The 16,279-nt window shown below is 64.1% G+C and carries 17 protein-coding genes; 8 read left to right on the top strand and 9 right to left on the bottom strand.

Going from position 1 to position 16,279, the window contains the following annotated elements:
* Positions 1 to 68 precede the first annotated feature (68 nt).
* The 3 genes from OC450_RS02550 to OC450_RS02540 all read right to left on the bottom strand — a co-directional run bounded on the left by OC450_RS02550 (position 69) and on the right by OC450_RS02540 (position 3,036).
* Positions 69 to 1,013 (bottom strand): LysM peptidoglycan-binding domain-containing protein, encoded by a 945-nt coding sequence (locus tag OC450_RS02550; protein ID WP_211384535.1) that lies wholly within the window; start codon positions 1,011 to 1,013, stop codon positions 69 to 71.
* A 136-nt stretch (positions 1,014 to 1,149) separates the two neighbouring features.
* On the bottom strand, positions 1,150 to 1,959 hold the full coding sequence (locus tag OC450_RS02545) for an outer membrane protein (RefSeq protein WP_262047105.1): 810 nt from the start codon (positions 1,957 to 1,959) through the stop codon (positions 1,150 to 1,152).
* Positions 1,960 to 2,184: 225 nt separating this feature from the next.
* Complete coding sequence (locus OC450_RS02540) at positions 2,185 to 3,036, bottom strand: DUF3313 domain-containing protein (RefSeq protein WP_211384806.1); 852 nt, start codon at positions 3,034 to 3,036, stop codon at positions 2,185 to 2,187.
* Between the two features lie 171 nt (positions 3,037 to 3,207).
* Between OC450_RS02540 and OC450_RS02535 the strand changes: the two genes are divergently transcribed.
* Positions 3,208 to 3,885, top strand: a complete 678-nt coding sequence (locus tag OC450_RS02535) for a TetR/AcrR family transcriptional regulator (RefSeq protein WP_211384533.1) — start codon at positions 3,208 to 3,210, stop codon at positions 3,883 to 3,885.
* 34 nt (positions 3,886 to 3,919) lie between these two features.
* Here the strand turns inward: OC450_RS02535 and OC450_RS02530 are convergent, their stop codons facing one another.
* The gene (locus OC450_RS02530) at positions 3,920 to 4,537 is read right to left on the bottom strand and encodes a CGNR zinc finger domain-containing protein (protein WP_262047104.1); all 618 of its coding nucleotides are present in this window, start codon (positions 4,535 to 4,537) and stop codon (positions 3,920 to 3,922) included.
* Between the two features lie 131 nt (positions 4,538 to 4,668).
* Between OC450_RS02530 and OC450_RS02525 the strand changes: the two genes are divergently transcribed.
* The gene (locus OC450_RS02525) at positions 4,669 to 5,520 is read left to right on the top strand and encodes an alpha/beta fold hydrolase (protein ID WP_211384531.1); all 852 of its coding nucleotides are present in this window, start codon (positions 4,669 to 4,671) and stop codon (positions 5,518 to 5,520) included.
* 21 nt (positions 5,521 to 5,541) lie between these two features.
* Here the strand turns inward: OC450_RS02525 and OC450_RS02520 are convergent, their stop codons facing one another.
* Positions 5,542 to 6,531 carry a putative zinc-binding metallopeptidase gene (locus tag OC450_RS02520; protein WP_211384805.1) on the bottom strand — a complete coding sequence of 330 codons (990 nt, stop codon included), beginning with the start codon at positions 6,529 to 6,531 and terminating at the stop codon, positions 5,542 to 5,544.
* Positions 6,532 to 6,897: 366 nt separating this feature from the next.
* On the opposite strand from OC450_RS02520, the gene OC450_RS02515 reads away from it, so the two are divergent.
* The gene (locus OC450_RS02515) at positions 6,898 to 7,290 is read left to right on the top strand and encodes a PRC-barrel domain-containing protein (RefSeq protein WP_211384530.1); all 393 of its coding nucleotides are present in this window, start codon (positions 6,898 to 6,900) and stop codon (positions 7,288 to 7,290) included.
* A 153-nt stretch (positions 7,291 to 7,443) separates the two neighbouring features.
* Here the strand turns inward: OC450_RS02515 and OC450_RS02510 are convergent, their stop codons facing one another.
* Positions 7,444 to 8,166 carry a hypothetical protein gene (locus tag OC450_RS02510; protein ID WP_211384529.1) on the bottom strand — a complete coding sequence of 241 codons (723 nt, stop codon included), beginning with the start codon at positions 8,164 to 8,166 and terminating at the stop codon, positions 7,444 to 7,446.
* Between the two features lie 289 nt (positions 8,167 to 8,455).
* Between OC450_RS02510 and OC450_RS02505 the strand changes: the two genes are divergently transcribed.
* On the top strand, positions 8,456 to 9,379 hold the full coding sequence (locus OC450_RS02505) for an ABC transporter ATP-binding protein (RefSeq protein WP_211384528.1): 924 nt from the start codon (positions 8,456 to 8,458) through the stop codon (positions 9,377 to 9,379).
* Entirely contained in the window at positions 9,376 to 10,137 is a 762-nt protein-coding gene (locus tag OC450_RS02500) for an ABC transporter permease (RefSeq protein WP_211384527.1), read from the top strand. Before OC450_RS02505 ends, OC450_RS02500 begins: the two co-directional genes overlap by 4 nt.
* 49 nt (positions 10,138 to 10,186) lie before the next feature.
* Here OC450_RS02500 and OC450_RS02495 read toward each other — a convergent pair whose 3' ends face one another.
* A complete protein-coding gene (locus tag OC450_RS02495; protein WP_262047103.1) occupies positions 10,187 to 10,510 on the bottom strand; it encodes a hypothetical protein in 324 nt (107 codons plus the stop codon).
* A gap of 315 nt (positions 10,511 to 10,825) precedes the next feature.
* Between OC450_RS02495 and OC450_RS02490 the strand changes: the two genes are divergently transcribed.
* From OC450_RS02490 to OC450_RS02480, 3 genes are all read left to right on the top strand, one after another.
* Positions 10,826 to 11,605, top strand: coding sequence for a L,D-transpeptidase (locus OC450_RS02490; RefSeq protein WP_249129129.1), 780 nt, complete (start codon positions 10,826 to 10,828; stop codon positions 11,603 to 11,605).
* Positions 11,606 to 11,881: 276 nt separating this feature from the next.
* Positions 11,882 to 12,136 carry an acyl carrier protein gene (locus OC450_RS02485; protein WP_148744638.1) on the top strand — a complete coding sequence of 85 codons (255 nt, stop codon included), beginning with the start codon at positions 11,882 to 11,884 and terminating at the stop codon, positions 12,134 to 12,136.
* A gap of 25 nt (positions 12,137 to 12,161) precedes the next feature.
* Positions 12,162 to 13,862, top strand: a complete 1,701-nt coding sequence (locus OC450_RS02480; protein ID WP_262047102.1) for a fatty acyl-AMP ligase — start codon at positions 12,162 to 12,164, stop codon at positions 13,860 to 13,862.
* A 12-nt stretch (positions 13,863 to 13,874) separates the two neighbouring features.
* Here the strand turns inward: OC450_RS02480 and OC450_RS02475 are convergent, their stop codons facing one another.
* On the bottom strand, positions 13,875 to 14,888 hold the full coding sequence (locus OC450_RS02475; protein ID WP_262047101.1) for a hypothetical protein: 1,014 nt from the start codon (positions 14,886 to 14,888) through the stop codon (positions 13,875 to 13,877).
* On the bottom strand, positions 14,863 to 16,245 hold the full coding sequence (locus OC450_RS02470; RefSeq protein WP_262047100.1) for an MBOAT family O-acyltransferase: 1,383 nt from the start codon (positions 16,243 to 16,245) through the stop codon (positions 14,863 to 14,865). Before OC450_RS02470 ends, OC450_RS02475 begins: the two co-directional genes overlap by 26 nt.
* Positions 16,246 to 16,279 lie beyond the last annotated feature (34 nt).

Here is a 16,279-nt window from a genome sequence, read left to right as displayed (position 1 = left end):
CTGCGTGGCGCTTCCCTGCGCGTGGGAGGGGAATCCAACTTCTTGGCCTGCGACAGCCCGATCTTCTCCTACTTCCGCCCAGCGGGCGCGGGCGGCGGCGTCGCCATCGCGGCGATCGGCTCAAGCGGCGTCAGATGACGCGGGACGATGATGGACTGGCCGGGCATAAGCGGCGCGTTCTCCGCCAGCGAGTTGCTCTGCGCGATCGACCACAGCGGCACGCGGTGGGCGGCTGCGATGCTCCCCATGGTGTCGCCGGCGCGCACAGGCACCCGCACGCCGGAATCCCACAACTCCACCAGCGTATCCGCCGGCACGAGATAGCGCAGCGGCACGGCATCGACCTGGGTCTGGGGCGGGATGCGCGGCAGTTGCGTCACCATCTCGACGATCTGGCGGTGGATGTCGTCCGACTTCTCGATATTGATGTGCGAGACGCGGCTGTTCTCCTTGAGGTCGTAGCTTGCGTAGTGACCGCGATAGCCGGGCACGGCCACGACATCGCCGCCGCCGAGCACGCTGTCGGACAGGAAGATATTGATGAAGCGCTCGACATTGAGCGGCACGTCGCCGGTCGCATGCGCGGGATCGATGGTGATGACGAGGCTGATCGGGATGTTCTCCTTGGCCGCCATCTCGGAGATGACGATCGAGCACAGCCCGCCCATGGAGTGGCCGATCAGCACGATCGGCGCCGGCGTCTCCTTGTAGCTGGAGATGGCCCGATCGCCGATCCATCGGCAGATGGTGAATTCGTAGACATCCGCCGAGAAGCCGGCCTTCGTCAGCTTTTCGCCGAGCCGGTCCATGCCGGTCGAGAAGATCGGGCCCATGGCGCCGCGAAACAGGTAGATCTTCGGCGGCGGCAGCGGCTCGGCCGGCGGGGGTGGAGGCGGCGCGACGGTCGCCACTGCCGCCCGCTTCGACTTGGCGGGCGAGCCTGCGGCCAGGCCGGGATTCAAGGCGAGCAGCGCAACCGCTGACAGCACCACAAGTCGCCTTGGATCAATCATTTAGTCCGCAGTCCCACCACCGGGCAGCAGAAGCCCCCGTTGCCCGGCTTAGTGACCGTCGATTTGGTGGTTTTTGGGGCAAGAATGGGCGCCAAGGCAACGCCCGGGCGGCGGTCAATCGGTGTCTTAGCCGAGATCAGTATCTTGCAACAATGGGGCCGCCTCCGTCGAACCTGTAGTTCAAGCCCGCCTTCACGATGTTTCCGCGAGTCGAGAAGCTGTAGGTCGCGAACTCTGTATCGACCGGATTGGTCTGGGAGCCCGTGATCGTGCGGCTGCCGAGATCGTAATAGAGGTACTCGCCCTTGACGCTCCAGTTGCTGGCAAAGGCCCATTCTGCGCCGGCGCCGACCGTCCATCCGAACCGCAGGTCGGAGGCGTTCGCGATGAACTGCCGTCCAATCACCGGCGCATTGAAGAACTCGTTGATGTTGGCGCTGTCCTTGACGTTGGCGTAGGCGAGACCGCCCGTCGCGAACAGCAGCAGCCGCTGCGACACGATTCCGCCGAGACGGCCGCGCACCGTGCCGAAGAAGTCGATCTTCTCGCTCGCGCTGGTCCTGGCAGCCGGTCCGAGCACTGGTAAATCGACATTGCGGGAGTCTTTGATGTCGGCGAAATTGAAATCCCCCTCGATGCCGACCAATCCGGCGCCGAACTGGTAATTCCAGCCGACCTGTCCGCCGACGAGATAGCCCTCCGGCCGCAGTCCGCCGACGGCGAAGGGGACCGCGCCGGGCTGCGAGACCGTGATCACAGGGGTGCCGGAAACGACGACGTCGTTGGCGTTATTCCAGGCAGAGCCGCCGTTCACGCCGACGTAGAAGCCGCTCCAATTGTAGCCGGGATCGATGACCACAGGTCGCGCCTTGACGGGGAGGTCGGCGGCCAGGACCGCCACCGTTCCGAAGGCAAGGAACAGGGCAGCCATAGCAAAATTCTTCATGTTGATCCCCAGCCGTCACATCCGAAGACCTGATCGGACGCGACATTCCAAAGTCGGCGAAACAATCTTCGCGGCACTCTAGCCCGCCTGCCGATAGACCGCTTGGACGACCGCGACCGGGGTCGTCCAATTACGACAATGGCGGCCAGGGCATGCACGGATTGGCGGCCAAGGGCGAGCGCTCGGGCGGACGCCGCGGCGAACGCGGCAGAGAATGCGTCGAGGTCATTGCGTGAGCGGCTGCCCTGAATTCACCTCGTGCGCTGGTGCCGGAGGTGAATTGTCCTTGGCACCGGAATCCGTCCAGGCTGGCGGCAAGCCGAGTCCCTGGCCTGCGAAACCGGTGAGGCCCGGAAATCGGCCGAACGCTTCGCACGCGACATATTTGGGCGCACCACCGAGCCGGACGGGAATGCTGTCCATCGGAGGCAGCGCAGGGATTCCACCGAACGGCGATTCTCCCGATGTGACCAGCTTGGCGAAGTCCGCGCCGAAATCGGCGGCAAGGTCGTAGGCATCGCCCTCGTTGGCAACCCGCGGCGAGTTCGAGATGGAGTTGGCGCTGCGCGCCCAGACCATCGCCGCCTTCTGAAATCCGGCGAAGTCGCGCGCCTCCGCCTCGACCGACAGGCTGCCGAGCCCGACCGGAAGCCTCGGCACCGGCACAGGCACGGCGGGAAGTGCAACCGTCTTGGCAATCGACAGTGCCTTCGATGCGCCGGAAGCGGTCGGGCTGGTCGGCGTGGCATGCGTCACCGTCGCCTGCACCGTGAGGTCGGCGTCGTCGTCGGCAGAGACGATGCGGAAGCGTTCGCTCAAGCGCAGACACAGCTCGCGGCTGATGGCGTTCGCAACCAGGCGACGCTCCTTTTGGTTCAACGCAACATCGTTGCGCGCGGGAAAGACGGTGGACGCGATCCGGATCGTTTTCGCCGCCAGCACGTCCTTCTTGTTGACGCGGATTTGCGATCGCGTCACCAGCCCGTTCGCGTCCGACATCCGGTCGTAGCTCCTGAGCGAGCCGGCCCGCTCGAGCGGCGCGGTCGCGCACCCGCCGAGAGCCAGCGCGACACTCATCAGGACCGTCCGAGGAAAGCGCATGGTCCCATTCCCGCAACGACAGATTATTAGATAGATCACTCTAATAATCACTCCCATGTTCAGCAACATCCGTCAACATAAATAGATGGAACTCTCTAATTTTGATTTTCTCGTGGCGAATCGTCGTGCTAAACGGGGCGAGTGTGAATGGAGATGTCCGGTTTGAGGAAAGTCGACCCCGTCAAGCATGAGCAGAAGCGCGGCGAGATCCTCGGCGCGGCGATCCGCTGCTTCATCAGAGACGGATTCCGCGGCGCCAGCACGACAGACATCTGCACCGCGGCCGGCATCAGTCCCGGCCACCTCTATCACTACTTTCCGAGCAAGGAGGCGATCATCGAGGCGATGATCGACCTGGGCCTCGCGCATGCGGCGGAGCGCTTCGAAAAAATTCTCGCCGCCCCCGACGTGATCGAGGCGCTGCTGACCGACATCGAGGAAACCAGCCTGCGGTTTCGCCCTGCGCAGATCCTCAACCTGGACGGTCTCGCGGAGGCCGCCCGCAATCCGGAATTCGCCAAGCTCATCGAACGCCACACCGAGACGGTGCGCCGCATGTGGAGCGATTTCCTGCGGCAGGCACAAAGCCAGGGACGGGTCGATCCGGGACTGAATCCGGATGCGACGGCGGACGTCCTGATCGCCCTCATCGACGGATCCCGCGCGATGCCGATCCGCAACCCGACGCTGGATATCAAGCAGAGCGCGGCGCACCTGAAGACGATGCTCGTCCGCTTCCTGGGCCCACCCGATGCGCAAATTGAAGCGATCAAGCCCCGCACCCAGAGAACCGCTCGTCCTCTCAAGCTGGTCAGGAAGCGATAGGTCGGCCGCTACAGAGGCGCCGGGACGTCGTCGATTACTGCCTGCTCTTGAGCCGGTTGCGATGCGCGGCCTGCTTGGCGCGGTTGCCGCAGACCGCCATGATGCACCACCGCCGTGCGCGCCTGCGGGTGTGGTCGGCGAACAACATCGTGCAGTGATGGCCTTCGCACGCCTTCACGTCGGCAAAATTCTCCTCGCAGACGAACTTCGCCATCGCCTCGCCAACCGGCAGCAGCAACGCTTCGGGCGATCGCCATCGCCGCTTCCTATGCAGCGAAAGAGCGCCGCCATCGCCGTGTCCGGATTCGATCCGGCTGAAGGTCTCGTCGCGCTCCAACAAGCTGTTCAACGGACCGAGTTCTTTGAGAGCCGCCGCCGTGAGCGGCCTGCCCGCATGCTTGCGCACGAAGCCCCTGAACCATTCGCGCAAGGCGCGCGCCTCGCTTGCGACCTTGTCCAGCTCTCCCGGCACCGCGCGCGCCTGCAACGCGTCGAGCTCATCGACCGGCACCAGCTTCGATTGGGCGAGCCAGTCGATCAGGCCGTCACCATCGTCGATCCAATCGACGGGCGTTTCGACCGGTGTCGCCACCGAGTTGAGGAAATCGAGGCCGAGCGAGTCGGCGATGAACATGGCAGGCGGTCTGTCCATGAGCGGTCCCTGGCCGGTTCGAAGGATGGCTCGACCAAGTAACCTGTAAAATGACTATTGACAAGTTACGATATGGACTAATAACCTATTTTTAGGCATTTAACAGGTTACTTCGAGCAACGGAGACGGCCATGACCCAGACCACCTACCGCACCGCAGACGTCGATGGCTTCAAGGTGTTCTATCGCGAAGCCGGGCCTTCGGGCGCGCCAAAGCTTCTACTGCTGCACGGCTTCCCGAGCGCCGGCCACATGTTCCGCGACCTGATCCCGCTGCTCGCCGACAAATTTCATATCGTTGCGCCCGACCTGCCCGGCTTCGGCCAGTCCGACATGCCCCCGCGCGAAACCTTCCGCTACAGCTTCGACAAGATCGCGAACGTCATCGAGCGCTTCACCGAGGTGATCGGCTTCGATCGCTTCGCTGTCTACGTGTTTGATTACGGCGCTCCGACCGGCTTCCGGCTCGCGCTGCGCCACCCCGAGCGGATCACGGCGATCATCTCGCAGAACGGCAACGCCTATGAGGACGGCCTCAGCGATGGCTGGACGCCGATCAAGGCCTATTGGCAGGATCCGTCGCCGGCCAATCGCGAGGCGCTGCGCGGCTTCCTCGCGCCGGAGGCGACCCGCTGGCAGTACACTCATGGCGTTCCCGATGCGACCCTGGTGTCGCCGGACGGCCAGAACCTCGACAATTTCTACCTGGCGCGTCCGGGCTCGGACGACGTACAGCTCGATCTGTTCGGCGACTACAAAAGTAACGTCGCGCTCTATCCGTCATTCCAGGAGTATTTCCGCACGCACAAACCGCCGTTCCTCGCGGTCTGGGGCAAGAACGATCCGTTCTTCATTCCGCCCGGCGCCGAGGCGTTCAAGCGCGACAATCCCAACGCTGTGGTGCAGTTCTTCGACACCGGTCATTTCGCGCTGGAAACGCATGCACGGGAGATCGCGGAGAGCATTCGCGCGTTCTTGAGATGACCGGGGCCATTCTCCGCGGCGCTATGCCGCCAATCTCTGCTGATCACGAAATGCGCTGATCGCCATGTGCGCGAGATGCAGCTTGCCCTTCACCGCCGGCGATATGTCGAACGGATAGGCGTCGCTCATTCCGAGCGAGCGATTGAGCGCGTTGATGCCGCGGGAGAGCGGCGTCCACAATGCCAGGAGCGCTTCGAAATCGCTCTCCAGATAGGGATCCGTCAGGGTCTGGCGGGCGCGCTCGTCAAGGGACAACGGCAGACCTGCCAGCGAGTCGAGCGTCGACACGATATGCAGGAAATGCGCGAACGTTTCCGCCCAATCCTCCCAGGGATGGGAGGTGGCGTATTCGCTGATGAAGCCGCGCCGGTCGTATGAACGATCGGTGCGGCCGTAATAGCCGGTGATCGCGGCCTGATAGTCCTGGGTCTCGTCACCGAAAATCAGCTTGAACGGCGCCTGGAATGTGGTGCCGTCGACGAGGAGGTCCCAATAGAAGTGACCGATCTCGTGCCGGAAATGTCCGAGCAGGGTGCGGTACGGCTCCCGGAACGCCACGCGGCGCGCTTCGCGCTCGACGTCGTCGGCCTCCGCGAGATTGAGCGTGATCAGGCCCGAGAGATGCCCCGTCAAAATCGGATTGGCTTCGTCCGAGAGTATGTCGAACGCCAATTGCGCGCCACTGCGGGATGCAAGCGGAAGCCCCAGGCGAGCGAGGTCGTAGAGGAGACGGCGCTTGGCTTCCTCCATGCGCCGCCAGAGCATGATGTTTCTGGTGCTGCCGAGGTCTGGTGTGGTGCGCGTCAGGCGGCATGAGCCGCAATACCAGTCCGCACCCTCGACACACCAGTTGCAGCCGATGATCTCGCGGTTACGGCAAGACTGATTGGATGCAAGTTTCGTCATGTCGATGCGCGCGGAATCGAACACCAGCTCGGTGCTGCAATTCGCGCACGCGACGTGCTCGAACGAAACAGGTTGGCGACATGACGGGCACTGAAATATCTTCACGTGTTCTGACCCCAAACAGCCGGCACGCCGAAAGACCGGCTTATCATTTCGAGGTGCTCCTGCGACCGTCGCTCTTGCCGGCGAGCAACGCGCGCTGCGTTCGGAGCGCATGCTGCCTTAACGAGGTGGCCCGCGTCGCGCTCAACCGGTCCGATCGTGGCCGCGGCTTTTTCTCAGGCGCATTTTCGGCGACCGGCCGAGCGGCCCAGTTTCGCTCGGGCTGAACCGTCATTGGGCCAACGTCTCGTCTCTTTGCCATGGTGTAACAACACCAGATTGTGGGCCGAGTTCCTTGAATTCGACGGACAGGAACCTTCGCTTGAACCGCATGTTGCCACCGCGATCGATCAAGCTGAGGAGACCGAAATGAAAAAGCTGGCTTTGGCATGTGCTCTCGCTGCTGCCGCCGCGACTGCCGCCCATGCAGCAACGACCACCGTGAAATCGGCGCCGTCGGAAAGCTGGACGGTGACCAACTACTACAAGCAGGCCGTCTACGATCCCAAGGAAAGCAAGATCGGCGACATCGATGACGTGCTCGTCGACAAGTCCGGCAAGATCACTGGGCTTGTCCTTGGCGTCGGAGGCTTCCTGGGCGCCGGCGAGAAGGACGTCATCATTCCCTTCAGCGCGGTCAAGACCACCAAGAAGAACGACAAATGGTGGCTGACGCTCGACGAGTCCAAGGACAGCCTCAAGGAGGCCCCGGGCTTCAAGTACGACAAGGCCAGCACGACCTGGGTGCCCGAGAAGAAGTAACCGCAGCTGGGCTCGACGCTTCGAAAGGGCTCGCCGCTACCGCGGCGGGCCTTTCTCTTCTTTGGCGATGGCACATTCGCGAAAGACAAAACGACGACGACGCCGACAACGAAGTCGACGGCGGCGTGATGAGTGGCTATTCCTGGCTAACGATCAGTTCCGCGGCGCCGTTGCCGCCGCCGAGCGCGCCTGCCGCGGCGCGGCGGGGGCGCCGGGTTCGGCGACGTGAGCAGCCGGCGCGCGCGAGCGCATGATGGCGGCGTCGATCTCGGCGATGACGCGGCGCTGGATCGCCTCGTTCTTGTCGATCGAGATGTGACCGACGCCGGAGCCGCGGACGTCGACATTGTCGAGCTTGCCGCGCAGGCCCGCCGCGGCCCGCACCGGCTCGCCGGGGCCGTCGCCGATATAGATGTTGATGTAGCGCTCGGCGCCGGTCGAGAGCTTGGTCTTGAACACGGAATCGAGGCCGATCGCGAGCTTCACGGGCACGCCGAGCTGGTTGAGCTTGGCAATCATGTCCGGCAGCGCGGTCGCACCCGAGGAATGCCCGACCAGGACGATGGTCTTGAGCCGGCCGGCCTTGTAGGCGGTCGCGGCTTCATCCGCGAGCGAGGACCAGGACACGAAATTCGCGACCGTCACCGGAATGCCCTGCGCCTGGAGCCGGGCGCCGATGGTGTCGAGCCCGAGCGAGAAGATGTTGAGCACGCCGCGGAGCAGATAGACGTGCGTCGTCGCGGCCGCCTGGCTCGGCGCCGCCTTGGCGGTGGTCGGGCTGATGGCAACAGCTGACAGCAGGAGCAGGCCCATCGCCCACGCACGGAGGGCGGACAGCTGGCTGGCGCCCGCGGTGTGACGGCCGTTCGGTCTCATCGATGTTTTCCCTGGGGACGATGCGCTTTGCGATTGGCCGGAATCGTAGCCATGGCCTGCTCGCAGACGCAACAAAGAGCCGCGTGAGCAGCAATCTTAGCAGCAAGCAGTGACCATCGCGCAACACTTGCCCGAAACCTGCCACGTAAGGGCCTGTTTTGAGACCATTTTTCTCCAGCCGATTGCGGCCCGGTAAGGGCATTCCTATCTCAGGGCTCCGCTGGCCCCCCGTTACCGGCAGGTTCCAGCCTCCCTCCCCCACCATTTGCCCCTCAGGCTTGCGGCCATCATGTCTTCCATCATTTCCGTCGCCAATTTGTCGAAGACCTATGGGTCCGGCTTCAAGGCGCTCAAGAACGTCAATCTCGATATCCAGCGCGGCGAGATATTTGCGCTGCTCGGCCCCAACGGCGCCGGCAAGACCACGCTGATCTCCATCATTTGCGGCATCGCCAATCCGAGCGAAGGCAAGGTTTTGGTCGGCGGCGAGAACATCCAGACCTCCTATCGCAAGGCACGCTCGCTGATCGGCCTGGTGCCCCAGGAATTGCACACCGACGCCTTCGAGAGCGTGTGGGCGACCGTGAGCTTCTCCCGCGGCCTGTTCGGCAAACCGAAGAATCCTGCGCATATCGAGAAGGTGCTGAAGGACCTCTCGCTGTGGGACAAGAAGGACAACAAGATCATCACGCTCTCCGGCGGCATGAAGCGCCGCGTGATGATCGCCAAGGCGCTGTCGCACGAGCCGCAGATCCTGTTCCTGGACGAGCCGACCGCCGGCGTCGATGTCGAGCTGCGCAAGGGCATGTGGGAGGTGGTACGGACCCTCCAGCAATCCGGCGTCACCATCATCCTGACCACGCACTACATCGAGGAAGCCGAGGAGATGGCGGACCGCATCGGCGTCATCAACAAGGGCGAGATCGTGCTGGTCGAGGACAAGGCCACCTTGATGCAGAAGCTCGGCAAGAAGCGGCTGACGCTGCACCTGCAGGGCAAGCTCGATGCGCTGCCGGAGAGCCTCAGGCATTACGAGCTCGACCTCTGCGACGGCGGCGCGACGCTGATCTACGATTACGACACCAAGGGCGAGCGCACCGGCATCACCAGCCTGCTCGGCGACCTCCGCACCGCCGGCATCCGCTTCAACGATCTCGACACGACCCAATCGTCGCTCGAGGATATCTTCGTCGATCTCGTGAGGACGTCATGAATCACCGCGCCATCCGCGCCATCTATCTGTTCGAAATGGCGCGCACCTGGCGTACGTTGCTGCAGAGCATCGTCTCGCCGGTCGTCTCGACCTCGCTGTATTTCGTGGTGTTCGGCGCCGCGATCGGCTCGCGCATCAGCCAGGTCGAGGGCGTGAGCTATGGCACCTTCATCGTGCCCGGCCTGATCATGCTCTCGGTGCTGACCCAGAGCATCGCGAACGCCTCGTTCGGCATCTACTTTCCGAAATTCACCGGAACGATCTACGAGATCCTGTCGGCGCCGATCTCCTATTACGAAATCGTGCTCGGCTATGTCGGCGCGGCCGCGACCAAGTCGATCATTTTGGGCCTCATCATCCTGGCGACAGCCGGCCTGTTCGTCCCGCTGCACATCCATCATCCGGTCTGGATGCTCGCCTTCCTGGTGCTGACGGCGGTGACGTTCAGTCTGTTCGGCTTCATCATCGGCATCTGGGCCGACGGCTTCGAGAAGCTGCAGATGATCCCGATGCTGGTGGTGACGCCGCTGACCTTCCTCGGTGGCAGCTTCTATTCCATCGACATGCTGCCGCCCGCCTGGCGCACGGTGGCGCTGCTCAACCCGGTCGTCTATTTGATCTCCGGCTTCCGCTGGAGCTTCTACGAGATCGCCGACGTCAGCGTCGCCGTCAGCATCGGCATGACGACCGCGTTCCTCGTGATCTGCCTGGTCGTGATCTGGTGGATCTTCCGGACAGGGTATCGGCTGAAGAACTGACCGTCATTCCGGGGCGCGACAAGCGCGAGCCCCGGATGACTGCTGCGGATTACCGGTAGCAGTGGAAGCGGTTGTGGCCGTCGTAATAGCCGCGGCAGCGGCGATGGCCGTGATAGGGAATGCCCAGGATACCATCCACGGCACCTACGGCGCCGCCAACGCCGGCCCCGACGACACCCCCGACCGCGCCGCCCACCGGTCCGGCAATGCGGTTGCCTTCATACGAACCTTCCTGGGCGCCGCGCACGATGCCTTGAGCGTGGCCGGGATACGGCAGGCACGTCAGGGTCAGAACGATAGCGGCGCCTGCAAGGAGCAGGCGGTCTGGTAAACCCGCCGGCAACGAAGCGGCGGTGACACGAGCTTTGTTCATCACGTTTCCTAATGGGTAAGCCCGCGACGGAAGCCGCTGGCAAAGGTGGGCTCAGTGTCAACGCCGATGCGGCCAATTGGTTGCGCCTTCGTGACAAATTGGCGCCATCATGAACAGCCGCGCTCGCGAAAATGTCACCGCTGCCGCACGCGGCACGGCACAAGCGGCCTTGCTTACGCCCGGCGCCACGTTAACGATGGGTGCCCAGGCCGCTGGAACGAAAGCCGGATTGCAGGCATATTGCAGGCCGGGGGACGGAGAGCCGCAGCGCCTGGCGTGAACAGGCCGGAGGCCAGGATTCAAATGCGTTTCCAGATGCGTTCATTTTTCATCGCTTTCACCTCCCTGATGCTTTTGAGCGCAGGCGCCGCGCAGGCCAAGGTCGAGATCACCGTCGACAAGGACAATCAGCAGATGACCGTCGCAGTCGACGGCGTCGCGCGCTATCGCTGGCCGGTGTCGACCGGCATCCCCTCACGCGAGACGCCGAGCGGCGCGTTCCGCGCCTTCCGCATGGAAGAGGATCACTACTCCAAGGAATTCGACGACGCGCCGATGCCGCACGCGATCTTCTTCACCAAGGTCGGCCACGCCATCCACGGCACCGACTCGGTCGGCCGGCTCGGCTCGCCCGCCTCGCACGGCTGCGTACGGCTGTCGCGCCAGAATGCCTCGACGCTCTACGCGCTGGTGCAGCAGCAGGGCGTGCTCAACACGACGGTAACGTTGACCGGCTCGGCGCAGGTGGCGCTGGCCCGCAATCCGCGCGGCCGCAACCCCACGGCGGTGGCCCGTGCGCCACAGCCGGCCGAAAACCAGTACGCAACGTCAGGCGATCCCGTGAACCTGATGCCTCAGGCCGCGCCCGCCCGCCGCTACATGCCGCAGGACGACAACTACATCTACCCGGCCGACGGCAGCGATACCGGCGCGCGCTATCCGGCGCCGCGCGGCAGCCGCCCGCTCTATGACGCGCAGGTCTATCAGCAGCAGCCGCAGCAGTACTACAATCAAGGCACCGGCCAGCAGGGCTACTATTATCAGCCACAGCCCCGGCAGGTTTATCAGCCGCGCGGCTATTACTATCAGAACTGACGCTGTCCGAGCGCAGCGCTGCCGGGCTCGACGATCTTCGGCACGCAAGAGCGCCGTGACCGCTGATTCGTTCAGCGCGAGCGCGGCTGCTCCTCCCCCGTCAAATCGTCATTTGGGGACGCGACTGCGGAACGTCGCGCCTGTTTGCGCCTGAATTGAGCAGTCGGACGACGCAGGAAAGCAACAGTCCCCAACCTTCAACGCAGCGGCGTTCCGGGCAAATTGACAACCAGGGGGTCGCCCGTATTGTCGTTCCCGTTGTTTCTGGGACATGACATGACACGCGAGCAGATTTCGGATTTCTGCGTTACCGCCCTGGCGAATATCCTGCGAATTTCGAGGGACCGCGTCGACACCGGCACGAAATTCAACCGTCTCGGCCTCGATTCGGCGATGCTGGTCTACCTCATGATGGAGCTCGAGGAGAAGCTCGACCTCGAACTGTCGACGGACGACTTCTACGACCATCCGACCGTTGAGGCCTTGTCGCGATTTCTCGCCGACAAGCGCGCCATCCGCTCCGCCGCCTGAGGGCGGCTGAAGCCGCGCACCCCACATGGAAAGCTTCCGCTCGCTCGTGGCACTGCTGGCCCGGCGCGCTGAGGAGCAGGGCGACGACCGTGCTTACGTCTTCGTTTCCGATCGCGGGACGGAGGAAGCTGTCCTCACCTTCCGCCAGTTGCATCACTCCGCATGCATGCTCGCCGCGCGCCTGATCGCGATCGCGCGGCCCGGTGAGCGTGCCGTCCTGGTGTTTCCACCCGGCATCGAGTTCATGGTGGCGTTCTTCGGCTGCCTGATGGCGGGTATCATTGCCGTGCCGATGATGATGCCGCGGCGAAACGGCGCGCGCGACGCCAGCGCCGCGATCCTCGCCAATTGCACGCCGGCGGTAGCACTGACCACGTCAGCCGTCGCGCTCCGTCGCGATCTGCAAGCGCGCTTCGCGCATGAGAACATTCGCTGGATCGAGGTCGGTCCGAGCGCGGCCGACGCCGAGACAGTTGCACTTCCCGAGCCGGCGCAGGACGACGTCGCCTTGCTGCAATACACCTCGGGCTCCACTTCCGAGCCGAAGGGCGTGATGGTGAGCCATGCCAATCTGCTCGCCAATCTCGAGATGATCCGGCTCGCGCTCGGCAACACCAGCCGATCGACCTACGTCAACTGGGTGCCGCTCTATCACGACATGGGACTGATCCTGAACGCGCTGCAGGCGCTCTATGTCGGGGCGACTTGCGTGCTGATGGCGCCGAACGCGTTCATGCAGCGGCCGCTCGGCTGGCTACGCGCGATCTCGCATTATCGTGCCGAAGTCGCCTGCAGCCCAAATTTCGGCTTCGACCTCTGCGTCGGTCGCTATCGCGCCGACCAGATGGAGGGCGTCGACCTGTCCTCGCTCAAGATTGCGCTCAACGGTGCTGAGCCGGTGCGCTCGCAGACCATCGAACGATTCATCGCGACATTCGCGCCGCACGGCTTCGATCCGCGCGCGATGTATCCGGCCTACGGCATGGCGGAGGCGACGCTGCTGATTTCCGGCGGACGGCGCGGCGGCGGCCATGTCACGCGCCCTGTCAGCCGTGCGGCGCTGCAGGAACATGCGATGGAAGAACCTTCCGACGCAGGGGATACGCAAATCGCCGTCGGCTGCGGGCGCGCGCTCACCGGCGAGAGGATCGCCATCGTGGACGCGGACAAGTGCACACGCCTGCCCGCCGGCCGCGTCGGTGAGATATGGGTGAATGGCGCCAACATCGCCCGCGCCTATTGGCGCAACGCCGAAGCGACGCGCGCGGGGCTCAATGCGGAGATCGCCGGCGAGGGCGGGCCGTGGCTGCGCACGGGCGACCTCGGCTTCGTCGACGTGACAGGCGAATTGTTCGTCACTGGCCGGATCAAGGACCTCCTCATCATCCGCGGCATCAACCATTATCCGCAGGACATCGAGCGCACGGTGCAGTCCCTCGATGGCCCGCTGCGCGAAAACTGCGGCGCGGCGTTCTCGGTGCCGGACGAGAGCGGCGAAGAGACCCTCGTCATCGTCCAGGAGGTCGAGCGCACCGCGCGCCACACGATCGACACCGAAGAGATCAAGGGCCGGATCCGCGAGGCCGTCGCCGACAACCACGAGATTTCCGCGCGGCACATCGCGCTGATCCGGCCCGGCGCGCTGCCGAAGACCACGAGCGGCAAGATCCAGCGCAAGCTGGCCCGCAAGCTCTGGCTCGAGGGCGGATTCGAACAGCTTGCTTGAGCCGCCAGTTGCTCAGAAATCGATCCGCGCGCTCTCCCCGTCACGCAGGCTCGCGGCGATGCCCTGCTCGATCCTGCGCGCGAGCTTCGGGCGGTAGTGAATGAAGTCGGCGAAATTGGCGCGATCGCGCGTCAGATCGTTGTCGACCCGATAGCTGATGAAATTGCTGCGGGGTCGGCCCGCAACCACCTGCTTCAGTGCGGCGTCGCAGGCGCTCCGCTCCAAGGCTGTCTCGGTGCCGGGCTTCGGCACGGTGGCCGCGAAGGTCGGCGGCACGACGATCACGACGGGCGCATCGGCCGGCAGGCCTTTGACGATATCGGCCAGCGCATCGATCTCGGGAAAACGCGTTCGTATCTCGGCCGAGGCGGCGGGCGGGGGATCCCTGGGCCAGTTGATCTCCCTGAATTGGCCGGGCGGCCAGATGTCCTCGTAGCTGAAATACCCGTCGGGATTCATCCGCTGCCGCCGGCCAAGCCCGATGCTCAAGCGCTGAAATGCCTGCTCGATCGCCTGCCAGGAGATCAGCCGCACCGCATAGGTGACGACGCTTCTGTCGTAGAGCCAATCGGGAAACGGGACCCCGCCCTCCTCCTTCGGCCGCGCATGCTCGCACCAGCCGGGATCGGCCACGATCACCAATGCGCCGACCTGCTTGTGATGTCGCAGGAAGAAGTGGAGCACCGCAAGCTGTTGACGCGGAATTGAACCGGTCATGTGGAGCTGCACGAAGTGCAGGCCCGTCGCGCGCGACAACTCCGCCGGCTCGATCATCTGCGCCGTCGAATTGCCGAGGATGGCCGCATTGAAATCCGGATTCCTGGCGCGGCTCGCGGCCGTGATCTGGGTGAGGCGATTGTCGACGCCGTCGATGCCGAGCAGCCCTAGCTTGCCGCTGTCGTAGGGGTCGACCAGCACCATCAGAGCGAGCACCAGCAGCGCAGCGCCGACCAGCGCGCCCAGGCACGCCTTCAGGCTCCGGCCCCAGCCGGGATCGGTTTCAGAACTTGAAATAGACGAACTCATGGAGATCCCGGCCACCCATCTGAAGCAGCAATGCGAACAATCCGAGGCCGAGCAAACCGGCGAGCCACGGGTTCGGGCGGCGCGTGAGCACCGCCACGACGTCCTGGCTCGCCGGCAACAGGAAGGCGAACAGCGGCGCCGCGATCAGCGGCCACAGATGCTTTCCACGCTCCAGCGGCAGCGGCTCGACAAGCCCGGAAAAAACATGCCGGGCCGCCTCGACCGATCCGGCGCGGAAGATCACTCCGGTCGCGAGCACGAACAGCACGGTGAGCGCCCAGCCGAGCCATGACGGGACCTCCGGGCCGTAGCGGCGCCACAGAGTGCAGGCGACCAGCGCGAGCCCGTGCAGCACGCCCCACAACACGAAAGCCCAGCTCGCACCGTGCCACAGGCCGCACAGCGCCATCGTGATCAGCATGGCGCCGAAGAACTGCACCGGGAGCCAGCGCCGCGGCAAGAGGCGCAGATTGACCAGCGGATAGAACACGTAGTCGCGCAGGAACAGCATCAGGGTGATGTGCCAGCGCTGCCAGAAGTCCTGGATGTTGGTCGAGCGCAGCGGCGCATTGAAATTATACGGCAGCTGCACCCCGAACAGCAGGCCGAGTCCGATCGCGATGTCGGAATAGCCGGAGAAGTCGAACAATATCTGGAACGAGAAGCAGAAGGCGAGCCAGGCATCGCCGCTTGGAAGCGGTCCGCTCGCGGCCTGCGTGTAGATCGGATCGAGCAGATGCGCGATGCTGTCGGCGATCACGACTTTCTCGGACAGGCCGATCGCGATGAAGCAGGTCGCGATGCAGAACTGGCGCTGCCAGCCCGGCACATAGACCTGCCTGCCGAACTGATGCATCACCTCCGACCAGCGCGCCAGGGGGCCGGCGATCGCCTGCGGGAAGAAGGCGATGTAGAGCGCGTAGCGATCGGGCGCATAGAGCGGCGCCTTCCCCCGCTTCAGATCGACCAGATACATGATGTGGTGGAAGGTGAAGAAGGAGATACCGAGCGGCAGCCCGATGTCGAGCGCCGGAAGTGTCGAGCCGAGCACGAAGCCGAGATTGGCAAGCAGAAAGTTGGCGTATTTGAACAGCGCCAGCACCGCGAGATCGAGCACGATCACGAGCGTAAGAACCCCGGACCATTTCATACGGCTATAGGCGACCGAGGCGAGCCAGTTGATCGCGATCGAGGCGATCAGGAGCAGGATGAAGAACGGGCTGCCCCAGGCATAGAAAGCGAGCGACAGCGCGACCTGGACACCGATCCGAAGTCGCGGATAGGGATCGGCCAGGCGGTAGATCAGCAGTGCCGCCGGCAGGAAGACCAGGAGGAAGGGGTAGTCGTTGAACAGCATCGGTTCAAAGCCGCGTCATCGCCGGCGTTAGCCG

The organism is Bradyrhizobium sp. Bra78 (assembly GCF_024519855.1).
Taxonomy (GTDB): Bacteria; Pseudomonadota; Alphaproteobacteria; order Rhizobiales; family Xanthobacteraceae; genus Bradyrhizobium; species Bradyrhizobium japonicum_G.
This window is presented reverse-complemented; position numbering and strand designations above follow the sequence as displayed.